The sequence below is a fragment of the Ruegeria sp. HKCCD6157 genome (assembly GCF_013110685.1).
Classification (GTDB): Bacteria; Pseudomonadota; Alphaproteobacteria; order Rhodobacterales; family Rhodobacteraceae; genus Ruegeria.
The window spans coordinates 196,203-217,644 of sequence record NZ_WVRB01000006.1 but is presented as its reverse complement, the minus strand read 5'-3'; the positions used below and the strand labels follow the sequence as shown (position 1 = coordinate 217,644).

Sequence of the window (21,442 nt, the reverse complement as noted above, 5' to 3'; positions counted from 1 at the left end):
TATGTTTGGCAGGCTTAGGGATTGGAGGCGCGTGGCGACACGCTATGACCGTTGTTCCAAGGTCTTCCTATCAGCCATCGCACTCGTAGCAAACTTAATTTACTGGTTATGAATCCTGACCTAGCCTGAGCCCAAAATTGCTTCAATCTTTGACAGGGTTGCGGAGTTCACTGCAACTCCCGCTTTGCTTGACGAAAGCCGGCTCTTGCGGCGGCCATCACCTGGCAGATGCGCGCCGTCCTGAGATCTGATCGACTCAACCAGAGTTGCCATGGCGTTTGAAAACAAACCTGCGGACGACGCCACGGGATCAATCGCAATGAAGAACTGCCCCGTTTTCGGGGGGCCACCGGCCGTTCCGGAAAAAGGCGATGCGTTCAACCCAAGTGTCGATCCGGTAAGGGCTGCGGCCATGACTTCGGTCAGCAAAGCAACACCCACGCCCTTGTAGCCGCCCGAGGGGGCCATGCTGCCTTTCAGTCCAACGTCAGGATCCGTTGTAGGGTTGCCGTCAGCGTCCAGCGCCCATCCGACGGGAATGGCCTTGCCTTCCCTTGCATGCTTCATCACTTCGCTTTTGGCGATGGTGCTGGCGCTCTGATCTATCAGCAGTGCAGGTTGACCATCTGTTCCCGGTGCAGCGATCGAGAACGGATTGGTCCCGACGACAGGTTTCGATCCGCCCGAAGGTGCGATGGATGCTGGCGCATTGGTGAACCCCAATCCGACCAGCCCTGCCTGGGCCAGCCGATACGTGTGATAGCCCAGCACACCGCAATTGTAGCTGTTTGTAATCGCCAATGCGGCGATGCCCTGTTCCTGTGCCGCAGGGATCAGCGCCTCGAAACCCAGATCAATGGCCGAATGTGCAAACCCGGTTTTGGCATCGACGCGGATGAGGCCCGGACGCGGGGTTTCAAGGGCAGGTTTTGCCTGACCGTCGACCTTGCCGCATTGAACATGCTCGCAATAGATCGGGATATACGCCAGCCCATGGCTGGCCACGCCGTCCGCTTCGGTCGCGGCTGTGGCAACAGCCAAAGGGCGCGCGTTTTCTTCGCTTGTGCCGGCCGCAACCAGCGCATTGAATGACAGCTCTTCGATTTCGGCAAGCGAGAGGGTTCTGGTTTCGGTCATCGGGTGGTCCTTCAATCGTTGTCTGACAAGCCTGAACCAGCGCCAAGCAGTCGGGATTCTTCAGTTGCGGGGGCATAGGTGCGATGCGCCACAGTGTTGAGGAATTGCCACGCCCCCGGATCCGGGTCAGCGCGGCTGTGCAAGGAACGGGTGGGTCTGATGCGGCCGGTTTCGGTTATCCCGACGCGATTTGCCCTCTCCATTCCGAAATCTTCACAGCTGAGATGAACACCATCAGTGGTCGCGGAAAACCCGTCCAATGTGATTTCCACAGTCGATTTCCGCTTTTTCGCCATGGTGGCGACAAAGGGCAGCAACAGAAGAGGTACGGCAACATTGGAAATCAGAACTTTGCCTTGCGACAGGGCGTCCGGGAAATCTGATAATGCCGATCCGGTCATAAGGGGGCACAGATCCCGGGCGCCGGTCCACATGCCGTTCCGGGCCTCTGGGATGTGATGTTCCAGGTGCGGCGCAAATTCCTGCTCAAGCAACTGGGCCAGGATCGCAGGCCCGTCAAACCCCTGGACGCACAGCCATCGGGTTGCTTTCGCGGCTTCCTCCGCCACACCCCAGGCATATCCAGCCCCACGGGTTGCGCGTTTGGCGGTGGCTTCCACTTCGTTCAACGAGAAGGTCATTGCGCAACCTCTGGATAAACCCAAAGATCGGCGTTCGCGGTGTTCAGCTCTTCCGGGTAGGGCGCGCCCGCATACATGCAGATACGCACCCACCGATCCGAACGCGGGTCGAAATGCGTCGCCCCAAAGAAAGACAGTTTGGCGCGCAGCATATCAATGGGCATCACCTGCGCGCTGATCGTGTTGTCTCGAATTTCACCGTAGGGTGCGATACGGCTGATTTGCGCGCGGCGCACGCTGTGGCGGTGTTCCGGATGGCGCAACAGAAACTCTGCTATCGGAGCGTCATCAGGCCAGTTCTGCAACGCTTCGAAAGCCAGAGTTGCATCCCGCGCCGGTGCAAGAGGTTGTTCATAGTCCGAGATCGGCTCTTCGAACCGCTCCCCCAGCCGGGGTTCCAGCTTTTCTTCGGATACGTACCAGGCCCGCGCGCAGTTTTCGGCGGCGGACCAATCAAGGTTCAAAGCCCAGTCAAAACTGTTCCGGATCAACGCACGCACCGCTGATACCGGCATGGTCCCATCAATCACCTGTGCAGAGGCGTCGGTGTCTGCCATGCAGCTCGCAAGCCCGTCAACAAGCGCGCCGTAAGGTTCAAGGATCAAAGAGGCCAGCAGCTCCTGACCTTCTTCGGCCAGCTCGGCTTCGGACCAAAGGATCAGACGGTTCCAGGGGTGATCCTGTGTCAGATCATCCTTGGCGAGGTATTTTTCGATTTCTTGCAGATCCGAATTCAGCGCCGCCAGCTTTTCCATCTGCACCGGGTGTTCAGATCGCCACCAGGCGATTGACTGTTTGCAGCGTGCAAAGACATCGCAAAAGACACGTGCCTCATCCGCCGAAGCCACATCAATGGACCGAACGCGCGAGATCGCCTCCTCGCGCACCATGATCCAGTTGTTGAACAGTACCGGGTGATTGACGATGAACGGCGCCATACCCAGGCCGGTCGAATTCCCGATGCCCAGCCAGCGCGCGATGTCCGGATCAAGCTCTGCGGTCTGGTCTTGGCCTTTGACCCGCGCCATGTGCTGTACCAGATCGCGCACAAAGGCGCGGGTCAGATAGACCGACAGCATCTCGATCTGGAACGGGCCGCTGACTTCGGCCCGGCCGGCCGTCTTTTCACGGTCCGCCGCGCCAAACTTGCCCGAACCATAAACGGCCGTGGTCCGCATCAGATAGCCGACCTTGTAGATCTGTTCGAGGTCGGGTTGCCGTCCCGCAGCAAGCTGATCCACCACATGTGCCCAAAGCCGCACGGAACGGTTCGCCCGCGACAGGGACAGTTCGGCTTCGCTGACGCGTCCGGCTTCTTGCAACGGAACATTCTGCGACAGACGGTCGATATCGTCCGCCGTTGGAATGCCGTCAAACAAGGTAAAGGTGGCATCCCAAGCCTCGGCAATCACCCGGTCCGATCGTTGATCGGGTGGCAGGTCATGGGCAAAGGCGACCAGCGAATAGGCCCGATCGAGGCCTTGCGCGGTATAGACCGCATGGCCCACACCCTTGTTGTCAATTTCGAACGCGGGGCGCGAAAAGCTCCAGTTTTCTTCGGCCATGCGACGCGTCAGCTGCCGCATAAAGCTGAGCCGACATTGGTGCAACGATCCCAAACGTGACAGCCGCATGACCGTGGATGGGTCACGTCTGGCGATCTCTGTCTGCGCGTGTGGTTCCATTTGGTTACCTTTGTGGGACGAAGTTCTCGGCAAAGAACCGATACCAGTTCCCGCCCATGATCCCGGCCACTTCGTCATCGTTCAGGCCGGTCGCGCTTAACCCTTTTTCGATGTTGCCAAAGTCCCGGTTGTCCTGGAACCAACCCGGCATCGGTGGGAATCCCGGCGCCGAGGCCGAGCCTTCGCCATAGTCGATCTCTTTTGTCCAACGCCCCACACGCATCCATTCCACGACGCCGTCGGGCTGATCCTGACACAGGTCGGTGCCGATCCCCAGATGTTCGGCCCCGTATTTGTCAGCAGTGCGGGCGATCATTTCGCAAAAGCTCTCCAGCGTGCAATCGGACTTGTCTTTCAGGTGGTGAGGGTAGACCGAAAAGCCCAGCATCCCACCTTTTTCCGTTACCGCACGGATGACGTCATCCCGCTTGTTGCGCAGGGCCGGAGACCATTCGTGCGGATTGGCGTGTGTAATCGCGATGGGCCGGTCCGAGATTTCAGCCGCCTCGATCGTGGAACGGTCCGCCGAATGGCTCATGTCGACCACAAGGCCCACGCGGTTCATCTCTTTGATGACCTGCTTGCCCATGCGGGTGATGCCGGTGTCTTCGGCCTCGTAGCAACCGGTCGCCAGCAGGGATTGGTTGTTGTAGGTCAGTTGCATGAACCGCGCGCCCAGATCGTGCAGGATTTCGACCAGCCCGATATCGTCTTCAATGGGCGATGGGTTCTGAAACCCGAAAAACACGGCGGTTCGGCCCGTATTACGGGCCGTGTCGATATCGCTGACCCAGCGGCCTTTCATGATCAGATCCGGGTATTGCTCGAACCAGCGGTTCCATTTCTCGAAATTCAGAACCGTTTCGCGGAAATTCTCATGATATGCGATGGTGACGTGGATCGCGTCCACGCCCCCTTCGCGCAACTGGCGGAAGATCTTTTCCGACCAGTTGGCATATTGCAGGCCATCGATCCGCATCAGACGGGGCCTGCGCTGATATAGGCGGTTTTGACGGTCGTATAGAATTCAGCCGCCGCCTTTCCCTGTTCGCGGGGTCCGTACGAGCTGTCGCCGCGGCCACCGAAAGGCACGTGGTAATCGGTGCCAGCGGTGGGCAGGTTGACCGTCACAACACCGGTGCGCGCGTTGCGGCGGAAATGCGTGGCGCGGGCCAGCGATTTGGTCACGATGCCCGAGGTCAGGCCGAAATTGGTGTCGTTGACCACGCTCAGCGCCTCGTCATAGCTGCCGACCTTGATGACACTGGTCAGCGGTGCGAACATTTCTTCGCGGTTGATGCGCATGTCGTTTGTGGTGTTCAGGAACACGCCCGGCGACATGTAGAACCCGTCATGAGGCATCTCCAGCCGCTGACCGCCACAGGCCAGCTCGGCGCCTTCGGTTTTGCCCAGTTCGACATAGGCAAGGTTTTCGTTCAACTGCTGCTGGCTGACGACCGGACCCATCTGAACCCCGTCCTCCAGCGCGTGGCCGACCTTGATGGCCTGTGCGCCGGCCACAAGCTTTTCGACGAAGGCATCATGGATGCCGGCGTGGACGACCAGACGCGATGAAGCCGTGCACTTCTGACCGGTGCCGCCAAAGGCCCCGCCCAGCGCCAGCGTCACCGCCAGATCCAGATCGGCATCATCCATGACAGCCAGCGCGTTCTTGGACCCCATTTCCATCTGCACCTTGGTCAGGTTCTGGATCGCCGCGGCGGCAATGCCTTTGCCCACGGGCACCGATCCGGTGAAGGAAATCGCATTGACCTTGGGGCTTTCCACAAGGCGTTGACCGATGGAACGGCCCGAGCCCATCACCAGGCTGAACAGACCCTTGGGGATGTCTTGCCGCGCGATGATTTCGGTCAGGGCCACGGCCGAGGCAGGGGTGATGTTGGCGGGCTTCCACACAACCGCGTTGCCATAGCAAAGCGCCGGGGCGATCTTCCACGAAGCCGTCGCGGTAGGGAAGTTCCACGGGCTGATGATGGCAACCACGCCAACAGCTTCGCGGCGCACGTCAATTTCGATGTCCGGGCGCACGGAATCGGCATTCTCACCGATCTGTCGCAGGCATTCGGCCGCATAGTAGGTGAAGAACTGACCGGCGCGGTAGACCTCGCCCTTGCCCTCGGCCAGCGGTTTTCCTTCTTCACGGCTGAGCAGAGTACCGAGCTCCTCGGCGCGGGCCATCAGTTCGTTGCCGATGGCGTTCAGCACGGCCTGCTTGCGCTCCAACCCATAAGCCGCCCATTCCACCTGGGCTGCCCGTGCCTGATCCAGCGTTGTCTCAAGCTGATCAGCACTGGCCTGCGCGAATATGCCGACCAGATCGCTCAGATCCGATGGGTTGCGGTTTTCGATTTCGCTTTCGCCGGCCAGCCATTCGCCGGCAATCAGATTCAGTTTGGTCACGTCAGGCCCCAAATTCGCAAATTTCAGTTTGCGAAAGAATGGAACTTGCCGGCGACATCAGTCAAACTCAAATAACTTTAGAAAACTTCAGAAAGATTGAAGCATGGCCGTGAAAGTGGAAATGCTGCGGTGCTTTTGCACTGTGGCCCAAACCGGAAACCTTGCCGAGGCAGCCAGCCGTTTGGGCCGCACGCAATCCGCGGTCTCAATGATGTTGAAACAATTCGAAGAGCATCTGGGCAAGAAACTGTTTGAAGGCGAACGGAAAAACCACCTTTCACCGCTGGGTCAGCAAGTTCTCGAGCTTGCGCTCAAACAGGTGCGGGATTTTGACCAGGCCGTTCAGAATATTGAACTGGCGGCACAGGCCGAGCACGGGTTGATCCGTATCGTATCCGTGCCGTCCGTGGGGGCGTTGGTGTTTCCTGCCCTGCTGGATCATATGACGTCTCGCTTTCCCGGCCTGAAGATCGAGCTGCGCGACGGAGATTCGCAGCAGGTTCTGGATGCGGTCGCCGGGGACACGTCTGATATCGGCATAGCGTCCGGCCACTTTCCGCTGAACGGGGTCAGTGCAGAGCCGCTGTTTCAGGACCGCTTTGGTTTGGTTGCAGCGTCCGATCATCCGCTGATGACACGGGCGGAACCGCCAGCCATTTGCGATCTGGTGGCTCAGCCTTTCGTGCGAAACGCCTTGTGTGACTTTATCGAGTCTGCGCCTTTCCGAGAGATTTTGGACAGGGCCGAGGTTACCATTCACAACACGCATTCCCTGATCACGACGGTCAGGGCAGGCCAGTGGATCACGGTCCTGCCGCAGACCGTCGCGCAATTCATTCCGGACGCAGTCGCCTTTCGTCCGATTTCGGATTTGCCGGACAGGCGCGAGGTGTATCTATACGTTCGGGAAAGGTCGCGATTCCGAGAAATCTCGGAGGCCTGCCGTTCATTTGTCCTGTCGAGTGGATTTGGAAATTCAAGCCTGTGAATGCATCAAAAGGGGATTAACCCTGCTCAAAATCACAAATTAATTTGGTTTTTGCAGACTCACGCCCGCTGCCATGCTAGGTTCTCGTTTGAAGTGGGGGACTTCAGAGGGGCGATATGTCTCAAGACCTGAGGGGCTGGTTGAGCGCAAATGGATTAAACGAGTACGCGCAGGCCTTCATTGATAACAAGATCGACTTTTCCATTCTGCCTGATTTGACGGCCGAGGATCTGATCGAAATCGGTGTGACCGCTGTCGGCGATCGTCGGCGGCTTTTGCGTGCCATCGAGCAACTTGATTCCTCGCAGATCGCCGCAGAGCCTGAACCCGCAGCGCCGCACGAACCTGCGCGGCGGCAGGTCACGGTGATGTTTGCGGACCTGACCGGGTTCACGAAAATGTCCAGCAAGCTGGATGCCGAGGATCTGCACGCGTTGCTCAATCAGTTCTTCAGCAAAGTGGACAATGTGGTCGAAAAATACGGCGGACGCATCGACAAGCATATCGGTGATGCGGTCATGGCCGTTTTCGGAGCGCCGATCTCACATACCAATGACACGGAAAGGGCAGCACGGGCGGCAGCTGAAATCCACTCGGTTCTTCCGACGTTATCGCCGCCGCTGTCCTGCCATATCGGTATCTCTTCGGGTCAGGTCATCGCCAGTACGACAGGCAGCCAGTCGCATACGGAATATACGGTGACAGGTGATGGGGTGAATCTGGCGTCTCGGCTGACAGATATCTCAGGGGGCGGCGAGACTCTGGTCTCACATGACATTCAACGCGCGCTGGGCCCGTTGTTCGTGGGCGAATCCATCGGGGTCAAGGCGATCAAGGGGTTGAACGAGCCGGTTGAGGTCTGGCGTCTGGACCGGTTAGCCAGGAACATTCGGACCAGACGGCACAAATTCATCGGGCGCGAGCGCGAGATGTCGATTTTCTCGGCCACATTCGACCGATGCCAACGCCATGGAAAAGGTGAAGTGCATATCGTTCTGGGCGAACCCGGAATTGGAAAAACCCACCTGTCCGAGCAAGTGGCGGAACTGGCGACAAGCCTGTCCTACACGATCCACAACGGCGTTGTGATGGACTTCGGCGCGCGCGAAGGTCATTCAGCCATTCAGACCGTTGCACGCAGCATTCTGGGGCTTGAAGCGTCAGACGGGGCGGAAACCGGGGCGGCCGTTGCTAAAGAGGCCATTGCCAAAGGCTGGGTCAGCCCTTCCAACGCTGCGCATCTCAATGCTTTGCTTGAACTCGAGCAGGATCCGGGCCTGGCCGAGGTCTATGCGGTAATGGACAATAAGACCCGTCTGCGCGGGCGGCGTCAGGTGCTGGAGGAGCTGCTTTCCGCCAGCAGTCGGGAATCGCCCTTGCTTATTCAGATTGAAGACATCCACTGGGCGACGCCCGACATCCTGGCGGCGTGTTCTCATATCGCCGCGGTGACGCGGAACACGCCCTGTGTGTTGATGATGACCAGCCGGGCCGAGGGCGATCCGATCGACAGAGACTGGCAGATGGCCACGGATGGCGCGCTGGTGTCAAAACTGGAACTGGCACCGATGGGAGAAGAGCACGTCAGGCAACTGGTCGAAGAGTTCCGGGCCATCGATCGCGACTTGCTGGAAACCTGCGTCCAGCGCGCCGGTGGAAATCCGTTGTTTCTGGAACAGCTGTTGCGAAACACCGATGTGCTCAAACAGGAAACTGTGCCGGGCAGTATTCAGGGTATCGTTCAGTCGCGATTGGATGCACTGGATCGCGCCAGTCGAACCGCCATTCAGGCGGCATCGGTTCTGGGTCAACGGTTCTCGCCCGAAGTTCTGAATTTTATTCTGGGTGAAGGGCATCTGGACACAAGCAACCTGATCCGCTCGGCGTTGATCCGAGAGGCAGGGCCCGATTTCATGTTTACCCACGCGCTGATCCGGGACGGGTCCTATGCAACATTGGTCAAATCCGAACGTGCCCGTCTGCACCGGCAGGCGGCTCAGTGGTTCGAAGACAAGGATGCAACCTTGCGCGCCCAACATCTGGACCGGGCCGGGGCCAATAACGCGGCACAAGCCTATCTGGAAGCAGCCGACAAATTGATTCAGGCCTTCCGGTTCGACGATGCCAGCCCGCTGATCGAGCGTGCTTTGGAATTGCCGTCCCCGGCGGGTGTCCGATTTGACCTGCTGTGCGCGCGGGGCGAAACCCATCGGTTGCAGGGGTTGTCAAACGAAGCTTTGGACGAGTTCAAAGACGCCGCCCGTTTGGCTGAAACAGACGAGCAAATCGCCCGGGCCCATATCGGGCTTGCGCAGGCGGCGCGGCAAGCAAGCCTGTATCAGGACGCGCTGGAAGCGCTCGACACGGCCGAGGCAGCAGCACAGCGCTGCGGGTCCGAGGAAGATGAGGCCCAGATAAGCTACGTGCGCGGCAACGTCTATTTCCCGCTGGGTCGGAACAAAGAAGCGCTGAAGGCCAACGAGCGGGCGCTCTCGCTTGCCCGCAAGCTGGAATCCCCGCGCCTTGAGGTTGGGGCGCTGAGTGGATTTGGCGACGCCAATTTCATGAAAGCCTCGATGAAGACGGCGGCGGGGTTCTATACCCAAGCCGCTGAAAGGGCGCGCGAAAAAGGGCTGGTTCGGGACCTTGCGGCCAATCTGCACAATCTCAGCGTGGCGCGCAGCTATACTGGGGATGTCGGGCAGGGCCGTGCAGATGCCAATGAGGCGATTGAAATCTCGCAGACCTATTTCGCCTTCGTTCCGGAATGTGTCGCGCAAACATGCCTTGGTGTGGCCGAGACCTTTCTGGGCAGCCTCGACCGTGCGCTGGAAGCCTTTGGGGTTTCTGCCGAAATCGCAGAGCGCGTGGGCGCAAAACGCCTTGAAGCGCAGGCGTTGGAACATCTGGCCAGAACGCAGGTTTATGCCGGCCAGGTCGGGCGCGCACGTGAAACCGGTCTGCGAGCGGTCGAAATTGCGCTTGAACATGGCCGCAACTTTGTTGGACCCAAGGCCCTTTCAGCCCTGGCGATGGCCGAAACGGACCCGGATGAGCAAACGCGCCTTTTGAAACTGGGTTCCGAGATCATCGCCGAGGGATGTGTCGGCCACAGCCATCTGCACTTTTTCCCCGATGCCAGCGCCGTCATGCTGGCGCGTGGTGATTGGGATGCCGCACTTGAATATGCGGAAGGCCTTGCCGCGTTCACCAGGAACGAGCCGTTGCCGATGGTTGACTTGTCCATTCGTCAAACACGGTTGTTGGCCGAGAGCGGAAGGCAGAATACTCCACCGTCACAGCATAGCGGTTTTGCCGGTATGACCGAGCATTTTGCCGCGATGGGCATTACCCAATCCTTGCTGGGCCGCGCGGATTTTCTGACCGGTTAGGCGGCAAGGCAGGAGGCTGAATGAGCGTCGAAAAAAAGGTTTGGCTTATCTCTGGCCTGCTGACCTTTGGGTTGGCCGCCTTGTTGCTCAAGCTTTGGATCGAACTGAACCATTTCGAGGAAGACCTGACGCAGCTGCCCGATCAGGCTTCGGTAGATGCGTATCTGTGCAGAATGGACGTGGCGCCGGACTATCGTTTGAGAACGGGGATTTTCATAAAGTCGTTCAGCTTTCTGGGCGCCAGTGACGTGCGGCTTACCGGCTATATCTGGCAGCACTACAAGGAAAAGGAACATGATGCGATCCTTCCCGCCGAAGGTGAGGTTGGATTTCTTCTGCCCGAAGCGGTCGATACGGCAAGCGGCCTAGTTGAAGAGGCATACCGCTTGTCACAACCCGACGGCGTCTTGATTGGTTGGTATTTTGAACAAACCCTGCGCCAGAGCTTCGACTACACCAGCTATCCCTTCGATCATAAAACGGTTTGGGTGAGGTTCTCGCCCGCTTCTTTCGAGGTCAATATCGCGCTGGTTCCTGACTTCGAGGCTTATCCGGCGACCGGACCGGATGACATTTTCGGGATCGACAACCGGATCGTGATGGGCACGTGGGAGCGAGAAAACACCTATTTCGACTACAAGCTGTCGAAACTGGATACGACGCTGGGCATCCGGCAGAACGCTTACCAGACCAACACGCCCGAGTTGCATTACAACTTCGTCATCAAACGCAATTTTGCAAACGCGTTCATCGTTCACATGATCCCGTTGCTGGTCGTGGTGATGCTGCTGTTCGGTGCGGTCATGACCGTCACGCGCCGCGAGGGGCTGGTAGAGCGGCATGACTTCAGCACGTCCAGCGTGATCGGCACCTGTTCGGTTCTGTTCTTCGTGATCCTGCTGGCCCATGTGCAACTGCGCGAAGGATTCGCCGGATCGCCCGTGATCTACATGGAGTCGTTCTTTTTCCTTATGTACTTCATGCTGTTGGCAGTTTCGATCAACACGTACCTTTTCGCGTCAGAGGCGGTGCCGTCGCTGCGGATCATCCATTATCGGGACAACCTGATTCCAAAGGCCAGTTTCTGGCCCTTCGTGCTGCTGTGCATGGTGGCGATCACGGCCTATAACCTCAGCATCAAGGACAGCTTGGAACCGCCATCGATCAGCACGCGGGAGTGTTAGGCCACCGGTTCAAACCCGGGTTTGGGTTCGCCTTGCGCCATATCCAGCGTGTAGTCGCTCACCACTTCGGATGTACCCTCGCGCCAGCTTTTCAGGTATTTTTCCGGATCCGCGATCACATAGGCATATGCGGGTTTCATCGCCCCGTCGATGACGACGTTGATTTTCTTGCGCACATAGACATTCTCGGGTGAGCCGGGGCCGTGATACCCTTCCAGCCTGTCCAGTTCGCGGAGACCGGATTCGGTGACACGGTAGACCTCTCCACCCACTTGCTTGCCCATCCCCTGCTGATCCACAAGGGTTGCCATGCGATGCAGATACCCACAGTTGGGATTGTCGCAGAATGGTTCCTTCGGGATGATCAGGGGCATTGGCTGCCGGGTGCGCGCCGTTCCCACGAATTCATTCAGGACCGCGCTGTGTGCGTCATGATTGGGGAACCCCTGCTTCAGTGATCCATAGGTGAAATACAGGTAGGAGGGTTCGTTCACCGCTACGAAGCTTTCGTCACGCCCCTGTTCGGGGTCTGCCATCTTCAGGTTGTGATCTTGCGCCCAGGCGTCCAGCATGGAACGGATTTCCGGTTCGATCTGCATGCCCTGAACGAATTCGATGCACGAAGTCGCATCCATGTCTTCAGCCCGCAGCAGGATTTCCACCATCTTCGGTGCCTTGTTCATCACCGCTACATGCAATGCGGTGAACCCGTGATCGTTGACAATGTTGACGTCGATATCCCTGTCGATCAGGTCCTGGGCAGCCTCATAATCCGGCTTGCCCAGATCATGGCCGCTTTCGCCCAGTTCGCCTTCACCGCCCGCTGCATAGTGCAACAGTGAATCTCCATGGGCCTCGTCCACGATGTTGACGCCCACGACCCCTTCGTCGATGGCACGGAACACGCGCTTCCATTCGTTGATGTCATCGGCGGCGGCGGCCTCGCGCGCCCATTTGCAGACGCGATACTTCTGGTCGTCCAATTCCTCGAACGCATCCGCCAAAGCTTCCATGATCTGGTCCGGCGTTGCCATCATGCCGATGCCCATCCGGCCGTTCGACAGGCGGCCTTCGCGCGGTCCGACGAAATCGACCCCAAGCGTCTTAAGCTTGTCGACGTTGTTCTGCGTGGTGATATTGTTCCACATATTCGTATTGCACGCGGGGCAGAGGATCACGGGTTTCTTCTGGTATTGCCAAGCCACGAAGACCGAGGTCAAAAGATTGTCGGCGATGCCATTGGCAACCTTGCCCATCGTGTTGCAGGTGATGGGGGCCACGATGACGCAATCTGCCCAGTCGCACAGTGCCAGATGCGAGGCGCGCACCGGCATGTCGAAATTCAAATAGCGGAAATTCCACTCGTCATCGTCGCGGTAATAGTCATTGTGGGTGATCTTGGCGTCGATCCGTTCGGCACCGAAATCCCGAAAGAATTTCTCGGCCGAAACAGACGGGATCAGTTTCACGTTATGCCCCGCGTCGACAATACGTTCGACAAGCTCGGGGATCTTGTCCGCCGCCGACGACCCGCAGGCGCAGAGCAATACGTTTCGCTTTCCGGCGTTCACTTGATTCATCACCCCCTTGGGGTAGCCGAACGGGTTCTTCTCAAGGCTTGGGGTTTCATTCAGTTCGGATACCGGCAGCCCTTCCTTGCGCATCCTGGCCTGCAATTCACCGGCCTGGATCATGTCTACGATGTCTTCCAGCTTTTCACTTTTGCTGATGCATTTCCCTTTGAAAAACAAATACGGCACGTCCGGTCTTTCGCCCAGCGTCACCAGTTGCCGCCGCATCCTGATCATATTGGGATCGCGCCCGCCTACGTCGATCTGCTTGACGGTCGTTGCCCCGATATTAGAAAGAATGCTGCGCAGCATATAGGACCACGGGTCCTCGTCCTCGTAGAACAGAACCATCGTATTGTGCTTGATGATGCTGGCAACATCGCTTGGGTTTTCGGGCGGTTCGACCTCTTCGATCACCAGCAATGCAGGGTCTTCGAGATCCCGCAGACCACGGAAGATGTTGCTGCGCGGCGCTTGCCAGACCTGCGAGGTTGCCGGGCTCATATCGACTATGGTCACAACGTCTTCATCGTCGTCATAGTCTATGCACAGGCACCAGAACTCTTCGAGCAACGCAGTTTCCCGGAACACGTTGTCCGGCGGGCGGATCGCCTCGATCCCGGTGACGCGATTGAAGTCGATGTTGATCATCAGGTGGCGATTGCTGTCGGGGGTCAGGCTTTTCAACTGCGCCTTGAACCAGTTTTCGGGGGTTTGGATTGATTTGTCATCGCGGGTCTCAAAGCTCTGGAACGAGCTGCTCAGATGCAGGTTCTCGGATTGTCTGATATACTTTTCGACCATGTCGTGCATGTCTTTGGCGGTGGCGACCCGGCGGACAGTATCCGTGAACGACACCTGGGCCGCCCGCAGCAACTCGTCCTCGTCCACCCTGTAATCGCCGTGAATGGCGAGGCTTTCCACCAAAACGCCGATCGAGTTCATGTTGGGCGTTGCCCGGCGGAACAGGTTGCGGCGTTTCTTGGGATCTTTCGCCAGATAACGTGTGCTGTCGACGTAATTGCACCGCTGCTTGAAGGTCTTCAGGTGCGTCTTGACCGCGGCCCGTGCCGAAAACCGCAATAGGCCGCGGGACCGCATCGAGGTTCCGTCACGATCCGACATGGCTTGCCACAACCGTTCGACGGTTGTCACCCAAAGCTTGCCGTATTTCTCAGGGTGCACATCCATCATATGCACCAGCCCCGTGCTTGGATTGCACTTGGCGATGACGGCAAAATGGCCGCCGGGCATAGTCTCGTTGCCATGGGCAAGACCGACCTGGAAATTCGCCACCAGAATGTCGTTGTCACCGCCCAGCCGGTTGGATTCGTCGATCGCCTCAAGCAGCAGCGGCACACTGGTTGTGTCTGCGTCCATGAAATAGGCCTGAACCTGAACCCTCTCGCGCAGCCCCTGCGTGTGAATGTAGGTGCAGGCGACGTCAAAAAGCTCGCCCAGCGAGATTCCGTCGTTCACGACAAAGGACGAGGGCAATGCGCATTCGCGGAAGATGTCATTCACTTCGCAGCTGAACCCCAGCGCCGACATGCTGAGAGCGGCCGCAGTGACACTGCAACAATTGATCGGCTGCTGAAAATTCTGCAACTGAACGCTGACCAGATCACCAAACATCGTTGCAAAACAGGGTTGCCGGACGCTCTCTGGTATCTGAAGCCAGTTCTGGCTGGATAAATACGCCAACCGGGTTCCATCCAGCGCAAGCGCTTCAAGGCTGACAGGGATATCCGAGATCTGAAGGTGTTCTTCATAGAAGTAATCACCGACATCCGCGCTGGCCAATGGTTTCCCGTTCTGGCGCAACTGAACCACGCCACGCAGCACGATATACATGCCGTTCGCTGGCAGAACCGCGTCTCCGGTCACCTCGATACATTCGAATTGTGGGTTGATGACGGCTGGGTCGGCGATCTGAGCCTTGCCCGGAAGAACATCATATATCATCTTCCAGTCTGCGTCGCTTGGGGTGTAAGGTCTGGATTTGGAAATTTGATCTATGGTCACAACTGTGTCCCCCCGGAGTTGCGTTGCAATATTTCAATCTTCGGTCAGCCAGTGCCTCTGGTTCTTCGAAGCTCGGACACCGGTCATTCAGAATAAAAGACCTGCCTGTTATCTGTGTTTGTTCCTGGCAAGGGCCGTGTTGCTGATGGAAAAAGTATGAACAAAATGGCCCAATTGGCTGCACAGTATCCGATATTTGAATAAAAATCACGAGTGCAGTTGCGGAGGCGGCTGCTGCCTTGCGTGGCGGAACATCTGCCATCCGCGATTTGGATTGCGCGGGTCACGGGTGCCAGCCTTCGGGCAGACAATCTGTGAAGGGCTTTGGGGATCAGTCGAGGAAAAGGTAATCCAACTGCATAATGGCTTGGGCTTTGTCTTCACCAACCCCAAGAAACTTGGCAATAACCGCTTCATTGTCGGCGCGCGTGGCCGTTTCCCGTAGGCGCAGGTAATTGTCCAGCCGGGCGGCGCGGATCCTTTCGGATTCATAACCCAGATCGTTGCGAAGGGTCGGCAGCAAGGAAGCAACGGTTTCCGTTGGGCTGTTGTCTCCGGCCAGCCCGACGCGACGCGCGTGGCCGATCAGATAATCGTCCGAGTATTCGCATTCTATCTCAAGCACGTGGGTTTTGGCTTGGTCGCCGCAGAAATCCTCGAGCGCGTCAAGATAGGCCGGGTCAAGGCACAGCACCAGCTGATCCGACCCGAAACTGTCGAACAACAGGCGCAGAACGGCGCGCCGGTGACGAGAGCGCTTAGTCAGTGTGGATTCGATCCCGCCCAGGTCCGGCAGCAACGTTTTTTCTTCGTTGAACAGGTATTCTACGCAAGGAATATCCGTTTCAGATGCGATCTGATCCACAAGACGTTTGGCGACATGCCATTTCTTGCAGACGATCACGAACAGTTCCCGTTCCGGGCCGAGTACGCTCCCGGCTTCCCAGAAGCGTTGTCCGAACCGGCGGCCGATGCGTCCGCGGCCGGTGAGAAACGCGTACAGATTGCGCCCCTCGTTCGAGATCGGGAAATCGACACCCTCACTGGCATAGAGCGAGCCGAGCCGGGCCTTCAACTCATGCGCCTCGGCGCTGATCTTGCGGGCGAACAGATAATCCTGGCCCAGCAACATGTCATAATGGTCATTGTAGAACGTGACCGGCATTCCATAGTCCGAGAACATCAGGAATGTCGGCGTTCGGTTTTCAATCTCGTTTTTTGGGATCAGGTGACGCACCAGCGTCTGAAAGAAGGTTTCATCAGGGATCCACGTGGTCGAAAAAAAACGGATCACATCCCGGCGCTGACGCAGGAAATCCAGAATCATTTCGACGGTTCTACGACGCAGGCACCACCATTGGCTGCCAATCATCATCTGAATGTCCTGGGGGATGTCCCGCGTCAGACCGAGGCGCTTTTGCAATTCATAGGCGGCATAAAACAGCTTGGACTGCGTACGTTCGTTGAAGTAGTGGCGATAGATCAGCCGGTCTTCCTTCATGCCGGTCTTGATCCAGTTGCTTTCAAAGAAATCGTGACTTTCGATGAAATCCTTGTCGTTATCGTCGAGGTAACGGTGCGTGTATTCAGCGGTTTTAATCGCCATGCAGTCACCAGACAGCATGTAGAAATGTGTGGCGCGCGGGAAATTTTCCACGGCGGCTTCCAGGGCGTTCAGCGTGGCCCGGACCAGCGACCATTCTCCCCAACCGCATCTGACGCGTTTTTTTGCAAAGGTCACATTGGGGTTCTGATCCAGTGCGGAACGAATGCGCTCATAGGCTTTGGCGCTGGCGCTGGCGTCAAAATGGATGGCCATGCAATCGCCGACAGCGGTCAGTTGTTCGGCCTGTGCAATGATGGCTTCAGGGTCCTTGTGACACAGCAATATATAGGCGACTTTTGCCATTGAGATTACGCAATATCCGTTTCTGCCTGATTTCAACCGTGATACTGAGGATGAACGATTGAATAAACAGAATAATTTTGGTTCTTTGTAACCAAAAGCTGGCGTATCGGATCGAGACCTGGCCAGCGGAGGAGGCGCAGCAGATGGGGTTTCCCGGTACCTGGATGACCGAGAGCGAAAGCATGGTGTACCGCGTGGTGCCCAAATGTGCCTGCTCGACCATTGGTCAGATCATGTATTTCTCGGATCATGGTCAGTTCTTCGACGGTGACATCCATGATGCCAAGGACGGCATGCACAAATGGGCATTTGATCAGAGCCAGGAGCTGATCTCGAACAATGTGCGCAATCACGCGTCCTATTCGTTCACTTGCGTGCGCAATCCCTACACCCGCATCCTCAGCTCATTCTTTGACAAGATCTGCGGCATTCAGCGCAACGGCAAGAGATACCGCGGCAATCTGGTGCCGACGCTGATCTATAACTACGGGATCGAAGTGGGCGGCGACGACGGCAAGGGAGAGTTTGACCAGATCGCCAGCTTCCGCCGGTTTCTGCTGTTTGCGCGCGATACGATCCGGTGGCGGCGCCCGATGGACCCGGACATTCACTGGTCTGCGATGTCAGGCCACGTGTCCACTTTCATCGTGAACGGCGGTCATTATGACCGGATATTCTGGACAGAAGCGTTCAATGACGGGATGCAGGATGTTCTGGACAATGTCGAGCTGAGGCACCCGGTCAAATTGTCCGAGATTCCACGGTTCAATGAATCCGAAGGGCACGGGCCAAAACGTGCGCATCCGGTCGAGGACTACTTTGACGATCTGTCAATGCATCTGGTCTATGAGATCTACAAGCAGGATTTCGAGCTGTTCAAATACGACTTCGAAAACCCGGCGAACAAGATGCCGATCGGTGAAATCGATCTGGATGAAATCCACGCCAAATTGGGCGACTGACGGTGGGGTGCTCCTGCCCGTCGTCGATATTTCTTGCGAAACATCTCCTCCGGTTGGGCCCGGCGCCGCGCGTTGCGCGGCGCCGGGCCCAAGGCCAAACGTGGCATCAGCGAAGCTGATGGTGCGATTTGGGCGCGGGAGGGTCTTTTTGCGTTTCAGTCTGAGCTCAGGTGCTGTTTGAGACCGTTGGGAAAAAGCTGCGGTCCGTCACGTGTGCCCAGTTTGCGGATGTCGCGCCAACGGGCGGTGCAGATTACCCCGTAGTCTTCGCGGAACGTGATGGGTGCATCCGGCAATTCTGCTGGATTTGCAAGGCGCACGTCCGCAGCGAAAATGATCTCATGCCCAAACGATCCTTCGTGGGTGTAGATGTTTTCGAGCACCAGCGGCGCATCTGATACTTCGACATCAACTTGGAGTTCTACACGAAACTCGCGTTTCAGCGCAACTTGCCAGGTCTCGCCAAACTCGATGCTTCCGCCAAGCGGGTGCACACCTTTCAACACGTTGTCGTCGTCACGAACATCTGCCACAAGCAGCCGGGGTCCCCGCCAAAGCAAGCCAATGGCTTTGACACGAATACTATTTTGTGGACGCCAGATAGTCATGTCTCAGCACCGGAACAGCTGATTGGACGGAAGAAGGCCCCGCTGATTTTGAATAGCGAGGCCTTTGAAGCTATTGCGGTTTTGATGATTTGAAAACCAATTCGTCAGACTTGACGCACAGCACCTTTCGCAGCGCTTGTCGTCAGCTTGGCATAGGCTTTGAGCGCAGTGGACACTTTACGTTTGCGCGGCGCGGCGGGCTCCCACCCTTTTGCGTCCTGTTCAGTGCGGCGGGCGGCCAGCTCTTCATCCGAAACCGCCAGATGAATGGTGCGGTTGGGGATGTCGATCTCGATCGTGTCGCCATTCTGAACCAGACCGATCTCACCGCCTTCGGCCGCTTCGGGTGAGACGTGGCCGATCGACAGGCCTGATGTGCCGCCCGAGAAACGGCCATCGGTCAGCAACGCGCAGGCTTTGCCAAGTCCTTTGGACTTCAGATATGACGTCGGATATAGCATTTCCTGCATCCCCGGGCCTCCGCGCGGGCCTTCATAGCGGATGACGACCACATCGCCTTCTTTCACCTTGCCCGTAAGAATGTCGTTGACCGCCTGATCCTGACTTTCGCACACGTAGGCCGAGCCGGTGAATTTCAGGATATTGGCGTCCACGCCAGCAGTTTTCACGATACAGCCGTCGCGGGCGATATTGCCGAACAGAACGGCCAGACCGCCATCCTGGCTGAACGCGTGTTCTTTCGAGCGGATCACGCCGCCTTCGCGGTCGGTGTCCAGTTCCTTGTACCGGTTGGACTGGCTGAACGCCTGTGTGGTGCGCACACCGCCGGGGGCGGCCTTGAACAGCTCCTGCGCCTTTGGATTGTTGGCGACCTTGATGTCCCAGTTGGCGATCGCTTCGCCCATTGTGGCCGAATGTACCGTGTTGCATTCCTCGTGCAGCAGGCCTGCGCGGCTGAGCTCTCCGAGGATCGAGAAGATACCTCCGGCGCGGTGGACGTCTTCCATGTGCACATTTTCGGTGTTGGGCGCGACTTTGCACAGGCAGGGAACGCGGCGGCTCAGGCGGTCCATATCGGACATGGTGAAATCAACGCCGCCCTCATGCGCGATGGCCAGCAGATGAAGCACCGTATTGGTGGACCCGCCCATGGCGATGTCGAGGCTCATGGCGTTTTCGAATGCTTCGAAGGTGGCAATCTCGCGTGGGAGAAAACCTTTTTCATCCAGATCGTAATGGCGCTTGGTGATCTCGACGATCCGGCGGCCTGCCTCAAGGAACAGCTCTTTGCGGTCGGCATGTGTCGCCAGTGTCGAGCCGTTGCCCGGCAGGGCCAGGCCCAACGCTTCGGCCAGGCAGTTCATCGAGTTCGCAGTGAACATGCCAGAACAGGACCCGCAGGTCGGGCAGGCATTCTCTTCGATGTGTTGAACCTGTTCGTCGGTGAATCTGTCGTCCGCCGCGGCGACCATGGCGTCGACGAGGTCGATTTTCTTGGCATCCAGATCTGCGATATCGATCTTGCCGGCCTCCATCGGCCCGCCCGAAACAAATATGGCAGGGATGTTCAGGCGCATCGCGGCCATCAGCATGCCGGGGGTGATCTTGTCGCAATTCGAAATGCAGACCATCGCGTCGGCACAATGCGCGTTGACCATGTATTCGACCGAATCCGCAATGACTTCGCGCGAGGGCAGCGAATACAGCATCCCGTCATGGCCCATTGCGATGCCGTCATCCACCGCGATCGTGTTGAATTCTTTTGCAACGCCACCGGCGGCCTCGACCTCGCGCGCAACCATCTGACCCAGGTCCTTTAGGTGGACGTGACCGGGCACGAACTGGGTGAACGAGTTGACGATGGCAATGATCGGTTTGCCAAAATCATCGTCTCCCATGCCGGTGGCGCGCCAAAGGCCGCGTGCGCCAGCCATGTTGCGGCCGTGGGTTGAGGTTCTGGATCGGTACAATGGCATGATGCTGTTTCCCTGTTGCCTCGGGTTGCATGTCTTGGGGTTCGTACGTTATAGCGCACGTACCACATGTGCGCTATAACGCACAAGAGGATTCGCGGGACGACGAGATGAGCTCTGACGATATAACGCTGAAACTCCGAGACGTGCGCGCGGCATCGGGCCTGAGCCTGTCGAAAGTGGCCGAGATGACGGGCGTGAGCAAAGCCATGCTGGGGCAGATCGAGCGCGGCGAATCCAGCCCGACCATCGCAACGCTGTGGAAAATTGCCAAGGGGTTTCAACTGCCGCTCAGCGCGCTGATCGATACGATGAACGGGGATCCTTCGGTTTTTCAGACCGTAACTTTCCCCGGCACGATCGAGGTCAAGATCGTCTTTCCATTCGATCCCGCTCTGGGGGCCGAGACGTTCCACGTCAACCTCAAGCCGAACCAAAGCCACGAGTCGCCCGCCCACGCGACAGGCGTGACCGAGGAGGTCTTTGTTCTGAACGGCACGCTTGAGATCCTGCGCGGAGACGAGTGGGTTTCCCTACAGGCCGGGCAGGGGTTGCGTTTCGCGGCCGATCTTCCACACGGGTATCGCGCCGGTCCAACGGGGGCGGCCTTTCTGAACATGCATCATTACGCCCAACACACCGAATTTGTAGAGAACGGCAAGGCCAATTCATGACCGCATTTTTCGACAGCCTGACCATCGTCGACGCCATCGGCTCTTTCGGGGCCTTGATCGTGGTCGCCGCGTATTTCGCAACACAGATGCGGATGATGAACTCGGATGATCTGGCCTTTCCGGTGATCAACCTGCTGGGCTCGGTGTTGATCGTCTATTCCCTGCTCCAGAACTTCAATCTCGCGTCAATGTTGATCGAGGGGTTCTGGATTCTGATCAGCCTCATTGGGATTATCCAACATTTCCGCCTGCGCAGCGCTAAGTGAGCGCTATCCAGCCTTGAACCCCTATGCTGCCGGGTATAGGGAAAA

At 57.7% G+C, this 21,442-nt stretch carries 15 protein-coding genes and 1 pseudogene; 7 read left to right on the top strand and 9 right to left on the bottom strand.

Going from position 1 to position 21,442, the window contains the following annotated elements; genetic code table 11:
- A pseudogene (locus GS612_RS17430) lies at positions 1 to 112 on the top strand (IS5/IS1182 family transposase); the annotation flags it as partial.
- Between the two features lie 8 nt (positions 113 to 120).
- On the opposite strand, the gene GS612_RS17425 reads toward GS612_RS17430, so the two are convergent.
- Genes GS612_RS17425 through GS612_RS17405 form a run of 5 tightly spaced genes read right to left on the bottom strand, consistent with a single transcriptional unit; the run spans position 121 to position 5,884 of the window.
- Complete coding sequence (locus tag GS612_RS17425; RefSeq protein ID WP_152459696.1) at positions 121 to 1,137, bottom strand: Ldh family oxidoreductase; 1,017 nt, start codon at positions 1,135 to 1,137, stop codon at positions 121 to 123.
- 11 nt (positions 1,138 to 1,148) lie between these two features.
- Positions 1,149 to 1,778: a DUF3726 domain-containing protein gene (locus tag GS612_RS17420; protein WP_171642035.1), complete on the bottom strand. Its 630-nt coding sequence runs from the start codon at positions 1,776 to 1,778 to the stop codon at positions 1,149 to 1,151.
- Positions 1,775 to 3,463 (bottom strand): hypothetical protein, encoded by a 1,689-nt coding sequence (locus tag GS612_RS17415; protein WP_171642033.1) that lies wholly within the window; start codon positions 3,461 to 3,463, stop codon positions 1,775 to 1,777. Before GS612_RS17415 ends, GS612_RS17420 begins: the two co-directional genes overlap by 4 nt.
- Positions 3,464 to 3,467: 4 nt before the next feature.
- On the bottom strand, positions 3,468 to 4,442 hold the full coding sequence (locus GS612_RS17410) for a membrane dipeptidase (RefSeq protein ID WP_171642031.1): 975 nt from the start codon (positions 4,440 to 4,442) through the stop codon (positions 3,468 to 3,470).
- A complete protein-coding gene (locus GS612_RS17405; RefSeq protein WP_171642029.1) occupies positions 4,442 to 5,884 on the bottom strand; it encodes an aldehyde dehydrogenase family protein in 1,443 nt (480 codons plus the stop codon). The genes GS612_RS17410 and GS612_RS17405 overlap by 1 nt, the downstream gene beginning before the upstream one ends.
- A gap of 103 nt (positions 5,885 to 5,987) precedes the next feature.
- Here GS612_RS17405 and GS612_RS17400 point away from each other — a divergent pair, with 103 nt between their 5' ends.
- The 3 genes from GS612_RS17400 (at position 5,988) to GS612_RS17390 (ending at position 11,448) form a co-directional block, all read left to right on the top strand.
- The gene (locus tag GS612_RS17400) at positions 5,988 to 6,872 is read left to right on the top strand and encodes a LysR family transcriptional regulator (RefSeq protein WP_171642027.1); all 885 of its coding nucleotides are present in this window, start codon (positions 5,988 to 5,990) and stop codon (positions 6,870 to 6,872) included.
- A gap of 116 nt (positions 6,873 to 6,988) precedes the next feature.
- Entirely contained in the window at positions 6,989 to 10,264 is a 3,276-nt protein-coding gene (locus tag GS612_RS17395; protein WP_171233695.1) for an adenylate/guanylate cyclase domain-containing protein, read from the top strand.
- A gap of 20 nt (positions 10,265 to 10,284) precedes the next feature.
- Positions 10,285 to 11,448, top strand: coding sequence for a hypothetical protein (locus GS612_RS17390; RefSeq protein ID WP_171642025.1), 1,164 nt, complete (start codon positions 10,285 to 10,287; stop codon positions 11,446 to 11,448).
- On the opposite strand, the gene GS612_RS17385 is transcribed toward GS612_RS17390, so the two are convergent.
- A complete protein-coding gene (locus GS612_RS17385; protein WP_171642023.1) occupies positions 11,445 to 15,044 on the bottom strand; it encodes a flavoprotein in 3,600 nt (1,199 codons plus the stop codon). The genes GS612_RS17390 and GS612_RS17385 overlap by 4 nt on opposite strands.
- A 331-nt stretch (positions 15,045 to 15,375) precedes the next feature.
- The gene (locus GS612_RS17380; RefSeq protein ID WP_171642021.1) at positions 15,376 to 16,953 is read right to left on the bottom strand and encodes a DUF5928 domain-containing protein; all 1,578 of its coding nucleotides are present in this window, start codon (positions 16,951 to 16,953) and stop codon (positions 15,376 to 15,378) included.
- A gap of 143 nt (positions 16,954 to 17,096) precedes the next feature.
- Here GS612_RS17380 and GS612_RS17375 point away from each other — a divergent pair, with 143 nt between their 5' ends.
- The gene (locus tag GS612_RS17375) at positions 17,097 to 17,915 is read left to right on the top strand and encodes a sulfotransferase family protein (RefSeq protein WP_171642019.1); all 819 of its coding nucleotides are present in this window, start codon (positions 17,097 to 17,099) and stop codon (positions 17,913 to 17,915) included.
- Between the two features lie 155 nt (positions 17,916 to 18,070).
- Here the strand turns inward: GS612_RS17375 and GS612_RS17370 are convergent, their stop codons facing one another.
- Both GS612_RS17370 and ilvD read right to left on the bottom strand, forming a co-directional pair.
- The gene (locus GS612_RS17370) at positions 18,071 to 18,523 is read right to left on the bottom strand and encodes an NUDIX hydrolase (RefSeq protein WP_171642017.1); all 453 of its coding nucleotides are present in this window, start codon (positions 18,521 to 18,523) and stop codon (positions 18,071 to 18,073) included.
- A gap of 104 nt (positions 18,524 to 18,627) precedes the next feature.
- Positions 18,628 to 20,460: a dihydroxy-acid dehydratase gene (gene ilvD, locus GS612_RS17365; RefSeq protein ID WP_171120089.1), complete on the bottom strand. Its 1,833-nt coding sequence runs from the start codon at positions 20,458 to 20,460 to the stop codon at positions 18,628 to 18,630.
- A 107-nt stretch (positions 20,461 to 20,567) separates the two neighbouring features.
- Here ilvD and GS612_RS17360 point away from each other — a divergent pair, with 107 nt between their 5' ends.
- Together GS612_RS17360 and GS612_RS17355 are read left to right on the top strand one after the other, a co-directional pair.
- Complete coding sequence (locus GS612_RS17360; RefSeq protein ID WP_171642015.1) at positions 20,568 to 21,131, top strand: helix-turn-helix domain-containing protein; 564 nt, start codon at positions 20,568 to 20,570, stop codon at positions 21,129 to 21,131.
- Positions 21,128 to 21,397 (top strand): hypothetical protein, encoded by a 270-nt coding sequence (locus tag GS612_RS17355; protein WP_152459709.1) that lies wholly within the window; start codon positions 21,128 to 21,130, stop codon positions 21,395 to 21,397. The genes GS612_RS17360 and GS612_RS17355 overlap by 4 nt, the downstream gene beginning before the upstream one ends.
- The last annotated feature ends 45 nt before the right edge of the window (positions 21,398 to 21,442 follow it).